The sequence below is a fragment of the Mesorhizobium amorphae genome, from assembly GCF_014843845.1.
GTDB classification, from domain to species: domain Bacteria; phylum Pseudomonadota; class Alphaproteobacteria; order Rhizobiales; family Rhizobiaceae; genus Mesorhizobium; species Mesorhizobium amorphae_A.
This window is the reverse complement of record NZ_JHQS01000032.1, coordinates 19,090-36,014: the sequence shown is the minus strand read 5'-3', so window position 1 is coordinate 36,014 and position 16,925 is coordinate 19,090. Positions and strand designations below refer to the sequence as shown.

The window sequence follows — 16,925 nt, the reverse complement described above, 5'->3', positions numbered from 1 at the left end:
AACTTATCCTCTGACAGGCTTTTGCGACAGTTTCATTTCATCGATCTTGCAAACAGACGGGTTATGATCCAGATGCAGACGAGACCGAGTTAAGGAGACGACGATGGCAGGCGGTTCCATTCCCCATTTCCAGAACGATGCGGGTCATCCGGCGATCGACATCGGGGTCCGGGAATTCATGTGCACCGGCGCCAACCCGCCCTTCGACCATCCGCATGTGTTCCTCGACATGGGCGACGACAATGAAAAGGTCTGCCCCTATTGCTCGACGCTCTATCGCTATTCGCCAAAGCTGAAGGCAACGGAAACGCAGCCCGCCGGCTGCCTCTATATCGACCAGGCCGCCTGATCCTCTCGCCACCATGAGCGACCCGCGGTCCCGGCAAATTGTCATCGCCGGGGCTGGCATCGCCGGGCTGACCGCGGCCCTTGCCTTTGCTGAACGCGGTTATCCGGTAAAACTGTTCGAACAAGCCAAGCACCTCGAAGCGACCGGCGCCGGCATCCAGCTTTCCCCCAACGCAACACGCATCCTGCGCCAGCTCGGCGTGCTCGACCGGCTCTCGCCATACGCGGTACGGCCGGAAGCGGTCGTGCTGAAGGATGCCGCGACGCTACGCGAACTGGCCCGCGTACCGCTCGGGCAGGCAGCCGAAAGCCGTTGGGGTGCGCCCTACCTCGTCGCCCATCGTGCCGACCTGCAAGCCGCGCTGACGGCGCAGGTGGCGGAACGGCCGGGGATCGAGCTCGTCACCGGCGCCCGCGTCAGCGACGTCGCCGCCGGGCCGCACGGCATCGCCGTGACGGCTCAAGCCGACGGCAAGACAGTCGACGCCGAAGGATCGCTGCTGGTCGGCGCCGACGGCGTCTGGTCGCAGGTTCGGAAGCGGTTCCCGGACCGCAAGGCGATTTCCCGTAAAAGCCGGTTTTCGGGCGAACTGGCCTGGCGCGCCACGGTGCCGGCCGACAGTGTCGCCGGCAAGGCCTTTGACGCAGTGGGCGCAACGAACTCAGTCACCACCTTCCTGCATCCCGGTTTCCACCTGGTCGCCTATCCGGTCAGCCGCGGCACCGCCTTCAACCTCGCCGCCTTCACCAAAGGCGAGCGCATCGCCGAGGCGTGGTCGGGCCATGCCGATCCCCGCATTCTCACCGAGGCCATGCACGGCACCGCGCCCGCACTTGCCCGCCTGGCCAAGGAAGCCGGCCCGTGGATGACCTGGCCGATCCATACGGTCGACCCGAAGCAGCCTTGGACGGTGCCGGACGGCATCGCGCTGATCGGCGACGCCGCGCATGCGATGACACCCTTCGCGGCGCAGGGTGCGGCAATGGCGATCGAGGACGCTGTGACGCTCTCCGACGTCGTCATGGCCGCCGCCCCTGCCGACTTGACCGGAAGTCTTCAAATCTGGGAAGGCCTGCGACGGCCGCGTGTCGCCCAGGCCGCACGCCGCGGCGCCGTCAACCGCCTTGCCTGGCACGCTGCGGGTCCGGTGGCGTTGGCGCGCAACCTGTTCCTGAAAATGCGGGCGCCGGAGAAACTCGCGGCCGATCTGGACTGGCTTTATGGGTGGGAAGCGCCGGAGGTTTGCGATCAAGGATGAAAGCTCGATAGGTTGGCGGGACGGAATGAGGCGCTGGCGTTCGACAGCATTGCTCAATAAGAATGGACTATGGCCAAAGTCATCCGATACAAGATGGATCCGGCAAATCCGCCTCCGCTGACAGAAGCCCAGAAGGCGGAAATCGCAGTCTTGAAAGCGCGATCCGAGAGCGATGTCGACACGAGCGATATTCCTGAGCTGACCGAAGAGTTTTGGCAGAGGGTGATCGTTCGGCGTATGGCTGACTGAGGTCGGGTACGACTGCCAATCCTTTCAATTATAAAACCGCATCGATAGCCCCAGCGACACCGGCAGCGGGTTCCACCAGCCGGTGCGCAGGCCGGCGGTGCGTAAGGCTGCCGCCGTCCAGGTGTTGCAGCCGACCAGCGCGTTGAAATGGCCGTTGGCCTCGTAGAAACGGTCGAAGCGGGAATAGGCGGCATTCTCGATCGCGACGGGGCCGTTCGGCCCCTGCTGGAAGCTCGTCGCGATGAAATCGAGCAGCGCGGAAAAGCGCTCCTCGCCGATGTCGAAGCCGGCGACGTCAGGATGCGGCTCGGTGATGGCGCCAGCGACATCGACATGCATCACCGCGGCGTCCAGCGTCAGCGCCTTGAGGACAGGCACAGCCTTCAGCTCAGACCAGGTCGGCGTCTCCAGATAGAAGGCGCGGCCGCCCCGGCCAAAGACGATGTAGCGGACCTCCGGAGCGTCGGCCGGAATGCCGGCATCGGCCAGGAAACGGAAGCGCTGGCGCACATCGTCGTCGACCGGAATGGCGATATCGGTGTGGATCGGATTGTTCAGCACCAGGATGTGACGCGTGCCGGCGGGCGCGGCGGCGGCCGCTCTCCATAGCGGCCGCGGCACCAGCGTGCCAAGCGCGGCGGCAAGCGCAACCGCGGCAACCAACATTGCCAGAAAGCGCAGGAGTTTTCTCATCAGGCTCTGCAGTCCCGTCGCGTTTCAACGCAGGCGATCATTACCTGACCGCCAAAACGCAAAAAGCCCGGCCGCGATGCGGCCGGGCCCTCTCGATCTGTGTCGGATCGGTCAGTGCAGGATCTGCGACAGGAACAGTTTCGTGCGCTCATGGCGCGGGTGGTCGAAGAACTCGGCCGGCGTGTTCTGCTCGACGATCTGGCCCTGGTCCATGAAGATCACCCGGTTGGCGACCTTGCGGGCAAAGCCCATCTCGTGGGTGACGCACAGCATGGTCATGCCTTCTTCGGCGAGGCCCACCATCGTCTCCAGCACTTCCTTGATCATCTCCGGATCGAGCGCCGAGGTCGGCTCGTCGAACAGCATGATGCGCGGGTTCATGCACAGCGAGCGCGCGATCGCCACGCGCTGCTGCTGGCCGCCGGACAGCTGGCCCGGATATTTGTGGGCCTGTTCCGGGATCTTGACGCGCTTGAGGAAGTGCATGGCGATTTCCTCGGCCTGCTTCTTCGGCGTCTTGCGCACCCAGATCGGCGCCAGCGTGCAGTTTTCCAGGATGGTCAGGTGCGGGAACAGGTTGAAATGCTGGAACACCATACCGACCTCGCGGCGCACCTCGTCGATCTTCTTGAGATCGTTGGTGAGTTCCTTGCCGTCGACGATGATCTTGCCCTTCTGGTGCTCCTCCAGCCGGTTGATGCAGCGGATCATGGTCGACTTGCCGGAGCCGGACGGACCGCAGATGACGATGCGCTCGCCGCGCATCACCTTGAGGTTGATGTCCTTCAGCACATGGAACTCGCCATACCATTTGTGCATACCGATGATGTCGATGGCGACATCGGTGGTCGAGATATGCATCTTGGCGGCGTTGACCTTGATTTCTTCCGCGCTGACGGCGTTTTCAGTGGCCATGGCAATTCCCCTTTTTTGTTCTTAGCGTTTGTGGCCGGTGTCGAGCCGGCGTTCCGTGAACATTGAATAGCGCGACATGCCGAAGCAGAACAGCCAGAAGACGAAGGCAGCGAAGATCAGGCCGGACCTAGCCGTCTGCGGCGTTGCCCAGTTGGCATCGGAGAAGTTCAGCTTGACGACGCCGAGCAGGTCGAACATGCCGATAATGTAGACAAGGCTGGTGTCCTTGAACATGCCGATGAAGGTGTTGACGATGCCTGGAATGACCAGCTTCAGCGCCTGCGGCAACACGATCAGGCCCATCTTCTGCCAGTAACCGAGGCCGAGCGAATCGGCACCCTCATACTGGCCCTTGGGGATGGCTTGCAGGCCGCCGCGCACCACTTCGGCCATGTAGGCAGCGGCGAACAGCGACACACCGATCAGCGCGCGTAGGAGCTTGTCGAAGGTGACGCCGGCCGGCAGGAACAGCGGCAGCATGACGCTGGCCATGAACAGAACGGTGATCAGCGGGATGCCGCGCACGGTCTCGATGAAGACCACGCACAGCGCCTTGACGATCGGCATCTTCGAGCGCCTGCCGAGCGCCAGCACGATGCCGATCGGCAGCGACGCGGCAATGCCGACGAAGGACAGGCTGAGCGTCACCAGCAGGCCGCCCCACAGCGGAGTTTCGACATGCGGCAGGCCGAACATGCCGCCGACCAGCAGGATGAAGGCAAGGATCGGCATCGCCAGGAAGAACAGAATGGCGTTCAACCCCTTGTGCGGTACCTTCGGGATGAGCAGCGGCACCAGCAACGCCACGAACAGGATGGCGATCAGGATCGGCCGCCAGCGCTCCTCGATCGGATAGCGGCCGAACATGAACTGGCCGAACTTGGCATTGACGAAGGCCCAGCAGGCACCGGACCAGCCGTCCGGCTGGATGCCGCCCTGCGCCACCGTGGCACAGAATGTGCGGTCAGCGCCGGTCCACTGTGCGTTGAGGAAGGCCCAGTTGATGACTTGCGGTAGGATCATCACCACCAGCGCGATGCCGATGATGGTCAGGATGGCATCGCCAACCGAACCGACCAGGTTCTTGCGCACCCAGGCGCCAGGACCTCGCACGCCGGCTGGCGCCTGCTGCGCCAACGCCATTTCGGTGCGAACCCAGGAGGTGTCGTGTTCCTGCATGGCCCTACCTCTCCACCAGCGCCATTCTGGCGTTGACCACGTTCATGACCGCCGAGGTCAGCAGGCTGAGCACGAGATAGACAACCATCATGATCAGCACGCATTCGATCGCCTGGCCGGTCTGGTTCAGCACGGTACCGGCTGTCGCCGTCAAATCGGGATAGCCGATGGCGATGGCCAGCGAGGAGTTCTTGGTCAGGTTGAGATACTGGCTGGTCAGCGGCGGGATGATGATGCGCATCGCCTGCGGCACGACGACCAGCCGCAGGATCGATCCCGGCCGCAAGCCGAGCGCACCTGCTGCCTCGGTCTGGCCCTTGCTGACGCCCACAATGCCGGCGCGCACGATCTCGGCAATAAAGGCCGCCGTATAGCAGGACAGCGCCAGATAGAGCGACAGGAACTCCGGCTTGACCTGGAAGCCACCGGTCAGGTTGAAGGTCGATTGCTTCGGAAAATCAAACGTCAGCGGGAAGCCGCTCAGCGCGTAGGCGAGCAGCGGCAGGCCGACGACCAGCGCCAGCGATGTCCAGAACACCGGGAATTGCTGGCCGGTGGCCATTTGCCGCTGACGCGCCTTGCGGGCGACGAACCACGCCATGGCAATGCCGACAAGCAAAGCGACGAAGATCAACCAGGAGCCGTCGCCCCAGACGGCGCGCGGAAAATAGAAACCGCGCTGGTTGAGGAAGGAGCCGAAAGGCAGGTTGATGCTCTCGCGCGGTATGGGAAGCACGGCAAGCACACCGGAATACCAGAAGAAGATGACCAGCAGCGGCGGTATGTTGCGGAAGATTTCGACATAGACCATGCAGATCTTGCGGATCAGCCAGTTGCGCGACAGCCGGCCGATGCCGAGGATGAAGCCGATGAGGGTCGCGGTGACGATACCGGCGCCGGCAACAATAAGGGTATTGATGAAGCCGACGACGATGGCGCGGCCATAGGTCGAATCCGACGAATAAGCGATCGCGGTGTCAGAAATGTCGAAGCCGGCGCGCCCCCTGAGGAAGCCGAACCCCGATGCAATGTGAAGCCGCGCCAGATTGTCGATGGTGTTTTGGACAATCCACCAGACGCCCGCCCCCAGCAAGACGACAACCAAGACCTGGAAGAATATGCTGCGGACCTTTGGATCATTTACGAAGGAAGCCCGACTTGGCTCCTCGCGAAGAATTTCCTGCGATGCCATGCGACCGTCCCCTGGAAAGAGAAACCGGAAGGCAGATCATCTGCCTCCCGGATCACATTTCGATCAGCGGATCGGCGGAGCGTATTGCAGGCCGCCCTTGGTCCACAGCGCGTTGATGCCGCGCGCGATCTTGAGCGGGCTGCCCGAGCCGACATTGCGCTCGAACATTTCGCCGTAATTGCCCACTGCCTTGACTATATTCACGACCCAGTCGTTGGAGACGCCGAGATCGGTGCCGATCTTGGTCTCAGGCTCGGTACCGAGCACACGCTTGATCTCGGGATTGTCGGAGGCCTTCATCTCCTCGACATTGGCCTTGGTGATGCCGAGTTCCTCTGCCTGCAGGAGCGCGAAATAGGTCCACTTGACGATGTGGTACCACTGGTCGTCGCCCTGGCGCACGGCCGGTCCGAGCGGCTCCTTGGAGATGATCTCGGGCAGCACGACATGGTCGGCGGGTGCGCCGAGGGTCAGGCGTATGCCATAGAGGCCCGACTGGTCCGTGGTATAGACGTCGCAACGGCCGGCGTCATAGGCGGCGTTGACCTCTTCCAGCTTCTCGAAGACGACCGGGTTGTACTCCATCTTGTTCGACTTGAAGTAGTCGGCAAGGTTGAGTTCGGTCGTGGTGCCGCTCTGCACGCAGACGGCGGCGCCCGAAAGCTGCAGCGCCGAATTCACGCCCGGCAGCTTCTTGGCGTTGATCATGAAACCCTGGCCGTCATAGTAGGTGACGCCGATGAAGTTCAGGCCGAGCGCGGTATCGCGATTGATGGTCCAGGTAGTGTTGCGCGACAGGATGTCGACTTCGCCCGACTGCAGTGCGGTGAAGCGTTCCTTGGCGCTGAGCGGCGTGAACTTGACCTTGGTGCCATCACCGAAGACAGCCCCGGCGACTGCGCGGCAGAAGTCCGCGTCGATGCCTTGCCAGTCACCCTTGTCGTCGGGCGCCGAGAAGCCGGCCAGGCCGGTCGACACGCCGCACTGAATGAAGCCCTTCTGTTTGACGGTGTCGAGCGTGCCGGCCGAAGCGGCCGTAGCCGTCAATCCAAGCGCGGCGGCGCCGAGAATGCCGATTGCAATGTGTTTCATAACCCACAGACCCTTTTCTGTTTTACAGGTGCCCCTGTTTCTCAGGCAAAACCTGAATCTTTTCCCGTGCGTGAATACAGCTCCCATTCCGGCCCACTACCGGAACCCCGCGTCGCAACCGACGCGCTGCCTCCCATTCACGAACTGCATCGAAGGCGATTATTTCTGTGAGGTCAAGGGAAATGACCGAATTCGAATGCGTTTGAAAACCAATTGCCGGAAATGCCTGAATTGCATACAAGGCCGCCCGCAAATTGGTCAGCACCGCATACAAAGCCGGCAAAGTCCGATCATCGCAAATCCGCGCCGCAGCGGCGAAATCCGAGGTCTGGATTTGCTTTGTGTCGCTGGCTTGATCACGCGATGAGCCGGAGGACGGGAAACGGCTGCTCAAAGCGCCCGAACGAGCAGCCACGCGCCGATTGCCGCCATCAGCGCGCCGGAGATGCGCGGAATCAATTGCCCGGTGGGCATGGTCTTTTCGAGAAGTACGAGGATTGCGATGCCGGCAATCCACAGGACGTTCATGACACCGCCGACGAAGAGGAGCGCCATCAGCGCCCAGCAGCAGCCGAGGCAATAGGCGCCGTGCTCGACGCCGAGCCGAAGCGCGCCAAGCGGATAGGAGCGAAAACCGCCATGGCTCGCCAGGAACGCGATCGGCGCCTGGCATTGCCGCAGGCAGACGCCCTTGATCGGCGTCCATTGATAGATGCCGGCAGCGATGAGAATCACGCCGCCGAAAACCGCACTGTTGGCGGCCATCATCGGACTGAGCAATGCGAGGCGAGCAAGCAGCCACTGCGCGCCGGTCGCGGCAACGCTGAAGGCAATCCAGACGAGGAGGTAGCCGGTAAAGAACCATGCCGTCGAGGCGATCGGGCGGCCGCCGGCCTTGGCCTTGCGGCCGACGCCGGCGTAGAGCAGCAGCATCGGCGCAACCGACGGCGTCATCATGCCGACCATCATCACGGCCCACATGGTGAAGATGAAGGCGAAGTCGGCCGGCGCCCAGGCGCGGAAACCCGGTGCTGCCGTTGTGCCCATATCCATACCCGACATGTCCATGCCCGACATGTCCATGCCGGCCATGTCGCCGCCCGCGGCCGGCGCGGTCGCGGCAGGCATCGCCATGTCGGCGGCAAGCCACAAGACATAGGCCCAGGCGAGCCCGGCGATCAGGACGAGCGCGACCGCCACGACCGCACGGTCGCGCCGCAGCACCGCCTCCAGGGCTGTGTCGCTCATCGGGTCAGATCAATGCACGATGCCGCTTTGCGAGAGATGCAAATTGGCGAAATGGCTGTGGGAATCAGCCAGTTCGAATTTGATCGGGCCGGAAGTCTTGGTCCAGCCGCGCCCGACCTCGGCGAGCACATATTCGAAACCGTGCGTGAGATCGATGCGCGCCCGATGCTCGTTGCCGGTGACGGGATTCTTGATCGGTTCGCCATGGCCCTTGGTCACGCCGGGCACGTCCAGACGAGCCGTTCGGGCATCGATGTCGACCTCGAAGTCTATTGCCGCGAAGATCGGATCGTGGACCGTCTCCAGCGTGGTCGAAAAGACTTGGAATATGGTCGCGCCGGGTTCGGTGTCCTCACCGCTGAGAATGCGAAGCAGCGCTCCGCGCTGCGTCTCGGTCGCCCGCTCGTCGATGACCACCGCCGCCTCGCCCTTGCCGTGGTGGATCGCGCCAGGCCAGCGGAAGATCCCGGCAAAGCGCAAGCCATCCAGCTTGGTGTCGCCGTGATAGCCGCTTTCGATCTCCACGCCGACCACGGCCCGGCAGGACCCGTGCGTCGGCAGGGCGTTGAACTGGCAGGGGCAGCCGTAGGAACAGTTGCAGTTGACGAATTCGCGCGCCTTGATCATCCACTTGACGTCGGCCATGACATTCCCCTCCTGTTGCCGCGCTCATGCTCTGTGAGCGCGATGTCCGGATTGGGGACCAGGAGATTAACCGGCAACGTCCGGCAGCTCTGATCGAGGCAATCCGGCGATAAATATTAGAATTCAAGTATATGCGTTTCGCGGCCACCGACAATAGGCCGATCGGCGGAGACCGGATAGCAGCCGGCGAGGCACTGACCGACACGCTGCCGGAATCCCGCGGGAGACCTCACCGCTTTTGCCGCAGTGAATTGGCATATCCGAAGACTGCCGGCTGGCGGGTCTCGGCCGGTTGCGCCGCCGGTGCCGCCGCACTATGGCTAGCGCCCTCCCCACGTGACCAAGGACGGCAAGAACAATGGCGAAAGACGGCAGCGAAATGGGCATCAACACGCGGCTTGCCCATTCGGGCAACAATCCGCGCGACTATTTCGGCTTCGTCAATCCGCCTGTCGTGCATGCCTCGACGGTGCTTTATCCCGATGCGGCCTCGATGGCGGCGCGCAGCCAGAAATACACCTATGGCACGCGCGGCACGCCGACCACCGACGCGCTGGCGCTGGCCGTCGACGCGCTGGAAGGCTCGGCCGGCACGATCGTCGTGCCGTCGGGATTGGCGGCCGTGACGATACCACTGCTCACCTTTGTCTCGGCGGGCGATCACCTCTTGATCGTCGATTCCGTCTATCATCCGACGCGCAATTTCGCCGACACGATGCTGAAGCGGCTGGGCGTCGAGGTCGAGTATTACGATCCGTATGTCGGCGCCGGCATCGCCGCGCTGATCAAGCCAAACACAAAAGTGGTGTTCACGGAATCGCCTGCCTCCAACACGTTCGAGGTGCAGGACATACCGGCGATCGCCAAGGCAGCGCGTGCGGCCGGCGCCATCGTCATGATGGACAATACCTGGGCGACGCCGCTCTATTTCAAACCGCTTGACCATGGCGCCGACATCTCGATCCATGCGGCGACCAAATACCCGGCCGGTCATTCCGACGTGCTGCTCGGTACCGTCTCGGCCAACGAGGCGTGCTGGAAACAGCTCTATGAAGGTTTCTGCACGATGGGCTGCTGTTCCGGACCGGACGACGTCTATCAGGTGCTGCGCGGCCTGCGCACCATGGGGGTCAGGCTGGCGCATCACCAGAAAAGCGCGCTCGAAATTGCCGGCTGGCTGGAAGGTCAACCGGGCGTGGCGCGCGTGCTGCATCCGGCGCTGCCCAGCCATCCCGACTACGCTCTGTGGAAGCGCGACTTCTGCGGCTCGAGCGGCATCTTCTCCGTCGTGCTCAACGGCGGCGGACAGAGGCAGCAGCACGCCTTCCTCGACGCGCTCAAAATCTTCGGCCTCGGCTATTCCTGGGGCGGCTATGAGAGCCTTGCGGTGCCGGTCTTCCTCGGCGACCGCAAGATTGCCAAAGGTCCTTATGACGGGCCGCTGATCCGCCTGCAGATCGGCCTCGAGGATGTCGAGGATCTCAAGGCCGATATTGTGCGCGGGCTGGAGGCGGCAGCCGCCATCTGATTCCGACACTTGCCACGGTGAATCGGAAAATCGGTGCAACATCCTGAAAGGAACGGCTGGAAGGCCGTCGCGAGACGGACCATGTCTTGCCTGTCATCGACACCGTGGCAAGGCTGGTCGGCGCTGTCGGGCTGCGCGAGCTGACAAGGGCCACCGATACGGTGAAGGGCGTGATGTCGAGGGCCGGTTCGGCTTCGCCCGATACGCCGGCGATGAGCCTGCTTTCCGTGCTCACCGACGGGCGCAGCCATGCCGTGGTCATCGTCGACGGCGAGCGGCATATTCTCGGCCTGATCACGCAGACCGACCTGCTGGCGGCGGCCGCGCGGGTGCAGACGGCAGACAATGCGCTGGCCGACGCTGTAGGATAGAGGCCGCCGACCCCAGAAGAGACCGGGAACCTTTTGCCGGCAGGCGCATCCAATGTCCTGGTCAAGCGTTGGAGATCGGGTCGCTATGAGGAAACTCGCAATGCCAGCGGTCGCAGCTTCCGCACCTGACGTCCTATCCAGCGACATGCAGCTGGTGCGCCGCGCGCTCGCCCGAGAACCGGATGCCTTCCGCGCCATCATCAAGACGCATAACCAGAAGCTCTACCGCATCGCGCGCGGCGTGGTGCGCAACGACGCCGAGGCGGAGGACATTGTCCAGGAGGCCTATGTCAGCGCCTTCGCCAATCTTGGTGCGTTTCGCGGCGAATCCTCCTTGGCCACCTGGCTGTCGCGCATCGTCATCAACGAGGCGCTTGGGCGCCTGCGCAAAAGGCGGCGTACCATGGCGATGCCTGAAAACCTGGAAGCGCAGATCATCCGGTTTCCCCTCAACCCAAGCGACGATCCGGAGCGGACGATGGCGCAGCGGCAGATCCTCGGTCTGGTCGAACGGGCGACCGACAGCCTGCCCGATGTCTATCGCACCGTCTTCGTGGCCCGCGTCATCGAGGGACTGAGCATCGAGGAGACCGCCGACCTGCTCGGCGTGCGGCCCGAGACCGTCAAGACCAGGCTGCACCGGGCGCGTGCTTTGGTGCGCAAGGCACTGGACGACGAGATCGGCCCGGTGCTGCTCGACGCCTTCCGATGCGATTACGCACCCCGGGCAAAGGAGATGCCATGTCTATCAAACACACCGCCGCCCTGGCCGCGCTGCTTCTGGTTTCCGCAACCCCGATCGCACGGGCCGCCGACAAGCCGACCGATCCGCAGATCGCCCACATCGCCTACACGGCAGGGGTGATCGACGTTGAGGCGGCCAAGCTGGCGATCGAGAAATCGAAGACCAAGGAGGTCGTCGATTTCGCCAACGACATGGTGCGCGACCATGAAGCCGTGAACGTGCAGGCGCTCGACCTGGTCAAGAAGCTGAAGGTCACGCCCGAAGACAACGCCACCAGCCAGGCGCTAAGCAAGGCAGCGGAAGCGGAACGTGCCAAGCTCGCCAAGCTCGAGGGAGCGGCCTTCGACAAGGCCTATGTCGCCAACGAAGTTGCCTACCACAAGCAGGTCAACGGCGCGCTCGAAACCCTGCTGATCCCCTCGGCGGAGAATGCCGGACTAAAGAGCCTGCTGGAGACCGGCCTGAAGATTTTCCAGGGTCATCAGCAACATGCCGAGCATGTCGCCGGCATGCTGAAATGAAAGCCGGCATGCTGATACGATCGCTCGCGGGCGCTCTGGCGCTGGCGCTCGTCGCCAGCCCGGCGCTGGCCGCCACGATCGAGGTGACGATCGACAAACTCGTCTTCACGCCGGCAAATATCCAGGCGAAGGTCGGCGACACGATCGAATGGGTGAACAAGGATGCGTTCGCCCACACGGCCACGGTAAAAGGCGGCTGGGAGGTGATGATCCCGCCAAAATCGAAACGGCGGATCACCCTCAAGAAGGTGGAAGCAGTCGACTATTTCTGCCGCTTCCACCCCAACATGAAGGGCCATTTGGACGTGGCGCCTTGATGAGTTTGAGACCGGCGGCGAAGCCATCGCTTGTTGCCGCCGGTTGCCATCAGATCAGCCTTGGCTCGCTGCGCTCTGCGCAAGCAGCCAGTCGATCATCTGCGCGGCCTGGGCGGGCGGGCGGTCCGGCGCAAGGATCGAGAGGCTGAGGCCGGTGGGCACGCGCCGCTCCGGGAACGGCGCAACCAGCGAACCGGCAGAAAGCGCGCGCGACACCAAGGCTTCATGCCCCATCAGCACGCCGGCGCCGTCGATGGCCGCCTGCAGCGCCATGCTGTAGAGCGAAAACCCGGAGCCGGACTCGATCGACGGACTTTTCAGCCCGGCAGCCTCGAACCACAGGCTCCAGTCGCCGGTCCAGGTGGTGTCCCACAGCAGAAGCTGCGATGAGAGATCGACCGGTGTTTTCAGCAGCCCGGCCAGTGCGGGCGCGCAGACCGGAAAGATGACATCGTCGCAAAGCTTGAAAGCGCGGCTGCCGGCTGGAGCATGCCTGGTCAGGAAGATGGCGAGGTCGAAGGGCTCGCGCCTGAAATCCGGCGCCTCCTCGAGCGCATGGATGGATGGGCGCAGCGCTGGATGCGCGGCGCGTAGCGCCGGCAGGCGCGGCGCCAGCCAAAGCTGGGCGATCGACGGCAAGGCGGCGATGCTGACCTGGGGCCTCGGCGCCGAGATGCGCAGTTCCTGGACGGCAAGGCCCATGGCGTCGAAGGCGGTGGAGAAGGCCGGCAGGGCCGCGCGACCGGCCTCGGTCAGATGCAGCCCCTGGGGGTGGCGGACGAACAACGACGAGCCCAGCCACGCCTCCAGCGCCTTGACCTGATGCGACACCGCCGCTGGTGTCACGCCAAGCTCGTCCGCGGCCTTGGCGAAGCTTTCGTGGCGGGCGGCCGCCTCGAAGGCCCGCAAGGCATTGAGCGGCGGCATTCGAGGTCGCGGCGGATTGACGGCCATCGTCCGTTCCCGGAAAACGTCGGCGGCCGGTGTGCGGCCGCCGACGTGGTGTTTCTATTTGAGGGCCACCGGGGTCACCTTGCCGTCGACCTTCCGCCACTCAAATACGACGAACCCCGGCTGCTTGATATCCCCCTTGTCGTCATAGGAAATCGAACCGAGCACCGTCGAGAAGCTGGCACCGGAATGAAGATACTCGGACGCCGCCTTGGGATCGTCGGCCTTGGCCTTGGCGATGGCCTCGGCAAGGATCTGCGTTGCTGCATAGGCATAGAGGGTCACCGCCTCGGTCGGCACATTCTTGGCCTTCAGGTCGGCGACGGCATCCTTGGCCTCCGCGAATGTTGCCGGGTCGGGGAACGACGTCATCAGGGTTCCGGCAGCACCGTCACCGCCGATGGCGCCGAATTCGCTGTTGGAGATGCCGTCGCCACCCATCAGGATCGTGGTGACGCCCTGGTCGTGCATCTGCCGCACGATCAGGCCAGCCTCGGTGTGCTGGCCGCCGTAATAGACGAGGTCGGCGCCCGACTGCTTGATCTTGGCGACGAGCGGGCTGTAGTCCTTCTCGCCGGGGTTGATCTCCTCGTGCAGCACTTCCTTGCCGCCGCCCGCATTGTAGGCCTTGGCCATCTCGTCGGCGAGGCCCTTGCCCGCCGTCGACTTGTCGTCGACGATCGCGATCTTCTTGTCCTTGAAGCGGGTGAGGATGAATTTGGCGGCAATGATGCCTTGCTGGTCATCGCGGCCGCAGGCGCGGAAGGCATTCCACAGGCCGCGCTCGGTCACCATCGGGTTGGTGGCCGTCGGCGTGACGAACAGAACCCCATTCTCGGCGTAGACCTCGGAAGCCGGAATAGTTACGCCCGAGTTATAGTGCCCGACGACATAGCGTACGCCGTCGGCGACGAATTTGTTGGCGACCGAAACGCCCTGCTTCGGGTCGGAGACATCATCGCCAACAGAGACAGCGAGCCTCTGGCCGAGGACGCCGCCATTGGCGTTGATGCGCTCGACAGCCGTTTCGACACCGACGCGATACTGTTCTCCATAAGCGGCATTCGGTCCCGACATCGGTCCGGCGACGCCGAACACGATATCCGCCCTCGCGGCACCGACAGTCGCGGCAGTCATTAGGGCAGCAGTCATCATCTGCACGATCATGCGCATTTTCATTCCCCTGTTTTTTAGAGAAAGGCGGGCTTTTCCCGCCGCTTCAGGCGTCAGTTCACAAAATGAAGCTTGTTGAACCGGCGCCGGAATGCCGTGACATCCGCCGCGACCTGTTCGCTGGCGTCATTGCCGCGCAGCGCTCTGGCGATGAGAGCCGCAAGTTCCGGCATGTCGTCTTCGGTCATGCCCCAGCGGACGATCTCGGGTGTGCCGAAGCGCAACCCGTTCATGTCGCCGTCGACAGCGTCGATGGGCAGGCCGATGCCGCAAGTCAGGACGTTGGCCTGCCGCAGCTTCTTCGCCGCTGCCTGGCCACCGCCGAACTCGGCCGCCTCGATGGCGAACTGATGCGATGTCGTATAACCCTTGCCGGTCGAAAACACCGGCAGGCCGCGATCGGCAAGACCATCCGCCAGCGCCCTTGCGGTTCGTGCCATCGTCGCGGCGTAGGCCCTGCCGTGGTCTTTCCAGTCCAGAAGCGTGATCGCCAGAGCGGCCGACTTGGCGGCATCGAAGTTGGCGGTCATGCCGGGAAAGGCGATCCTGTCGAGCTTTTCGGCGACTGCGGCGTCATTGGTGACAATCAGGCCCGAAGGCGGTCCGCCAAGGCTCTTGTAGGTGCTCATCGTCATCAGATGGGCGCCTTCCTGTAGGGGTTGCTGCCAGACGTGTCCGGCAATCATCCCACACAGATGCGCCGCATCGAAGAGCACCAGCGCGCCGACCTCGTCGGCTATCGCCCGGATCTCGCGAATGGGATGCGGCAAAAGATTGAGGCTGCTGCCGATGGTTATCATCTTCGGCCTTACCGATCTGGCCATGTCGCGCAACTTGCCGACGTCGATGGTATAGCCGTCGGCATCAACCGGTGCGGTGTGGATGTCGAGCCCGTAAAGCCCGGCGCAGCCGGCCATATGGTGGGTTACATGACCGCCGATCGCCGGCGACGGGACGATGATCCCGTCGCCCGGCCGAGCCGCAACCATGAACGCATAGAGATTGGCGATGGCGCCGGACGGCACCCTGATCTCGGCATAGCTGGCGCCGAAAACTTCGGCTGCCAGCTCGGCGGCGATCACCTCGATCTGCTCGACACCCTCCAATCCCATTTCATATTTGTCGCCGGGATAGCCCAGCGACGGGCGCGATCCCAGGCCGGAAGCCAGTGCGGCTTCGGCCTTCGGGTTCATCACATTGGTCGCCGGGTTGAGGTTGATGCAGTCCGCATCGTGGATCGACCGGTTCAGCTCGATCCCACTATTGATCGCCGCCATGACGGCGTCGGTCTTCTGACCGCTCGTCTTCTGCGCCAACTGCTGGGCAAATTCGTCGCAGAGCGATGAAACCCAGGGCCTGCGAGCGAGAGCGACCATCGATGCCTCCTTTGCCAACCGCCGACAATGCGGCTGCGAATGGAGCCTAAGGTGGAGCCACCGGTCGCCAATGCGCAAGCGAGTAGTTCTAGCGCCTAGGCTTAGGAAAATTAGGTCTACCCACCCAGCGCCTATCGGAGGCGGACTATTTCTGCCGCTTCCACCCCGACATAAAAGGTCGTGTCGCGGCGGCGCCCTGATCCTGTGCGCCAGGCTCATCCGGCGCCAATGAGGGTCGCCTCGCCTCGTCCGGCCGCGTGATGTGCGTCCACGAGCCGCCAAAGCCCGGCTTGCGCCGCACGATCCAGGCATCCAGCCCTTCGCGCAGGTCGGCAGTCGGGGCCATGCGGGCGAATTGCTCGGCCTCGACCAGCAGTCCTTCGGCAATGCTCTGATTGAGGCCGCGAGCCACCGCGGTGAGTATGCTCGCCACCGCCGCTGGCGAGTGCCTGACAATGCGATGGGCGAGATCAAGTGCGGCCGACATCAGTTCCGCGTGCGGCACCACCTGGTTGACGAGGCCGAGTTCGAGCGCGCGCTGCGGTGAAAACGCCTCGCCGGTCAACAGCAGTTCGAGCGCCCGCTTGCGACCGGCGAGCCTCGGCAGGCGCTGCGTGCCGCCGAAGGTCGGCGGCATGGCAAGCCTGATCTCGGGCTTGGCGAGCAGGGCTCGCTCGCTGGCAATGGCAAGTGGCACGGCTTCGGTGATTTCGCAGCCACCACCGAAGGCGAGGCCGTTGACGGCGGCGATGATGGGCTTGCGGAAGGCCTCCAGCCGCGCCGTCAGCCGCTGACCGCGCATGACGAAATCGCGCAAGGCGACATCGGCGCCAAGCGCCACGCTGGCCGAGAATTCGTGGATGTCGCCGCCGGCGGAGAAGGCGCGCTCCCCTGCTCCGGTGAGAATGACGGCGCCGATGGCATCGTCGGTCTCGACCGCATCGAGCATCGCCAGCAGGCGGTCGATCAGGGCGTAGTTCAAGGCGTTGAGTTTTTCGGGACGATTGAGGGTCAGCACCGCGACGCGGTCGCGGATATCGCAAAGCACCAGCTTGGTCATGTCTTTCACCTCCTGCATGGAAGGGCCGCAGGGGATCAGCTTTCGGATTGTCTGTATATTTAC

The 16,925-nt window shown here is 63.6% G+C and carries 19 protein-coding genes and 1 pseudogene; 8 read left to right on the top strand and 12 right to left on the bottom strand.

The genetic code is table 11. The features are described 5' to 3' along the window. The first annotated feature begins 103 nt into the window (after positions 1–103). From DH08_RS15350 to DH08_RS15340, 3 genes are all read left to right on the top strand, one after another. Positions 104–349, top strand: a complete 246-nt coding sequence (locus DH08_RS15350; protein ID WP_006200489.1) for a zinc-finger domain-containing protein — start codon at positions 104–106, stop codon at positions 347–349. 13 nt (positions 350–362) lie between these two features. Then, positions 363–1,607 carry an FAD-dependent monooxygenase gene (locus DH08_RS15345; protein ID WP_192180096.1) on the top strand — a complete coding sequence of 415 codons (1,245 nt, stop codon included), beginning with the start codon at positions 363–365 and terminating at the stop codon, positions 1,605–1,607. Between the two features lie 69 nt (positions 1,608–1,676). Next, on the top strand, positions 1,677–1,856 hold the full coding sequence (locus DH08_RS15340) for a hypothetical protein (protein ID WP_192180095.1): 180 nt from the start codon (positions 1,677–1,679) through the stop codon (positions 1,854–1,856). 24 nt (positions 1,857–1,880) lie between these two features. Here the strand turns inward: DH08_RS15340 and DH08_RS15335 are convergent, their stop codons facing one another. From DH08_RS15335 to DH08_RS15300, 8 genes are all read right to left on the bottom strand, one after another. After that, positions 1,881–2,549 (bottom strand): TIGR02117 family protein, encoded by a 669-nt coding sequence (locus DH08_RS15335; protein WP_192180094.1) that lies wholly within the window; start codon positions 2,547–2,549, stop codon positions 1,881–1,883. Positions 2,550–2,660: 111 nt separating this feature from the next. Then, positions 2,661–3,410, bottom strand: coding sequence for an amino acid ABC transporter ATP-binding protein (locus tag DH08_RS15330; RefSeq protein WP_192180127.1), 750 nt, complete (start codon positions 3,408–3,410; stop codon positions 2,661–2,663). A gap of 75 nt (positions 3,411–3,485) precedes the next feature. Next, entirely contained in the window at positions 3,486–4,643 is a 1,158-nt protein-coding gene (locus DH08_RS15325; protein ID WP_192180093.1) for an amino acid ABC transporter permease, read from the bottom strand. Positions 4,644–4,647: 4 nt separating this feature from the next. Continuing rightward, entirely contained in the window at positions 4,648–5,835 is a 1,188-nt protein-coding gene (locus DH08_RS15320) for an amino acid ABC transporter permease (RefSeq protein ID WP_192180092.1), read from the bottom strand. 63 nt (positions 5,836–5,898) lie between these two features. After that, a complete protein-coding gene (locus DH08_RS15315) occupies positions 5,899–6,927 on the bottom strand; it encodes an amino acid ABC transporter substrate-binding protein (RefSeq protein ID WP_192180091.1) in 1,029 nt (342 codons plus the stop codon). Between the two features lie 22 nt (positions 6,928–6,949). Then, positions 6,950–7,342, bottom strand: coding sequence for a hypothetical protein (locus DH08_RS15310; protein WP_192180090.1), 393 nt, complete (start codon positions 7,340–7,342; stop codon positions 6,950–6,952). After that, positions 7,318–8,175, bottom strand: a complete 858-nt coding sequence (locus tag DH08_RS15305) for a DUF2182 domain-containing protein (protein ID WP_192180089.1) — start codon at positions 8,173–8,175, stop codon at positions 7,318–7,320. The genes DH08_RS15310 and DH08_RS15305 overlap by 25 nt, the downstream gene beginning before the upstream one ends. A 9-nt stretch (positions 8,176–8,184) precedes the next feature. Beyond that, positions 8,185–8,820, bottom strand: coding sequence for a DUF1326 domain-containing protein (locus tag DH08_RS15300; protein ID WP_192180088.1), 636 nt, complete (start codon positions 8,818–8,820; stop codon positions 8,185–8,187). 358 nt (positions 8,821–9,178) lie between these two features. On the opposite strand from DH08_RS15300, the gene DH08_RS15295 reads away from it, so the two are divergent. The 5 genes and pseudogenes from DH08_RS15295 to DH08_RS15275 all read left to right on the top strand — a co-directional run bounded on the left by DH08_RS15295 (position 9,179) and on the right by DH08_RS15275 (position 12,302). Beyond that, on the top strand, positions 9,179–10,348 hold the full coding sequence (locus tag DH08_RS15295) for a cystathionine beta-lyase (RefSeq protein ID WP_192180087.1): 1,170 nt from the start codon (positions 9,179–9,181) through the stop codon (positions 10,346–10,348). An 86-nt stretch (positions 10,349–10,434) separates the two neighbouring features. Continuing rightward, positions 10,435–10,719: pseudogene (locus tag DH08_RS15290) on the top strand (CBS domain-containing protein); the annotation flags it as partial. Between the two features lie 100 nt (positions 10,720–10,819). Next, positions 10,820–11,584, top strand: coding sequence for an RNA polymerase sigma factor (locus DH08_RS15285; protein ID WP_246800854.1), 765 nt, complete (start codon positions 10,820–10,822; stop codon positions 11,582–11,584). After that, on the top strand, positions 11,467–11,985 hold the full coding sequence (locus DH08_RS15280) for a DUF4142 domain-containing protein (protein ID WP_345892398.1): 519 nt from the start codon (positions 11,467–11,469) through the stop codon (positions 11,983–11,985). The genes DH08_RS15285 and DH08_RS15280 overlap by 118 nt, the downstream gene beginning before the upstream one ends. After that, positions 11,982–12,302 carry a cupredoxin domain-containing protein gene (locus tag DH08_RS15275; RefSeq protein WP_192180085.1) on the top strand — a complete coding sequence of 107 codons (321 nt, stop codon included), beginning with the start codon at positions 11,982–11,984 and terminating at the stop codon, positions 12,300–12,302. The genes DH08_RS15280 and DH08_RS15275 overlap by 4 nt, the downstream gene beginning before the upstream one ends. A 54-nt stretch (positions 12,303–12,356) precedes the next feature. Here DH08_RS15275 and DH08_RS15270 read toward each other — a convergent pair whose 3' ends face one another. The 4 genes from DH08_RS15270 to DH08_RS15255 all read right to left on the bottom strand — a co-directional run bounded on the left by DH08_RS15270 (position 12,357) and on the right by DH08_RS15255 (position 16,862). Next, the gene (locus DH08_RS15270; protein WP_246800853.1) at positions 12,357–13,256 is read right to left on the bottom strand and encodes a LysR substrate-binding domain-containing protein; all 900 of its coding nucleotides are present in this window, start codon (positions 13,254–13,256) and stop codon (positions 12,357–12,359) included. A 54-nt stretch (positions 13,257–13,310) separates the two neighbouring features. Then, positions 13,311–14,432: a branched-chain amino acid ABC transporter substrate-binding protein gene (locus DH08_RS15265; RefSeq protein WP_428338369.1), complete on the bottom strand. Its 1,122-nt coding sequence runs from the start codon at positions 14,430–14,432 to the stop codon at positions 13,311–13,313. Positions 14,433–14,479: 47 nt separating this feature from the next. Continuing rightward, positions 14,480–15,802: a serine hydroxymethyltransferase gene (locus tag DH08_RS15260; RefSeq protein ID WP_192180084.1), complete on the bottom strand. Its 1,323-nt coding sequence runs from the start codon at positions 15,800–15,802 to the stop codon at positions 14,480–14,482. A 145-nt stretch (positions 15,803–15,947) separates the two neighbouring features. Continuing rightward, positions 15,948–16,862 (bottom strand): crotonase/enoyl-CoA hydratase family protein, encoded by a 915-nt coding sequence (locus DH08_RS15255; protein WP_192180083.1) that lies wholly within the window; start codon positions 16,860–16,862, stop codon positions 15,948–15,950. Positions 16,863–16,925: the final 63 nt, after the last annotated feature.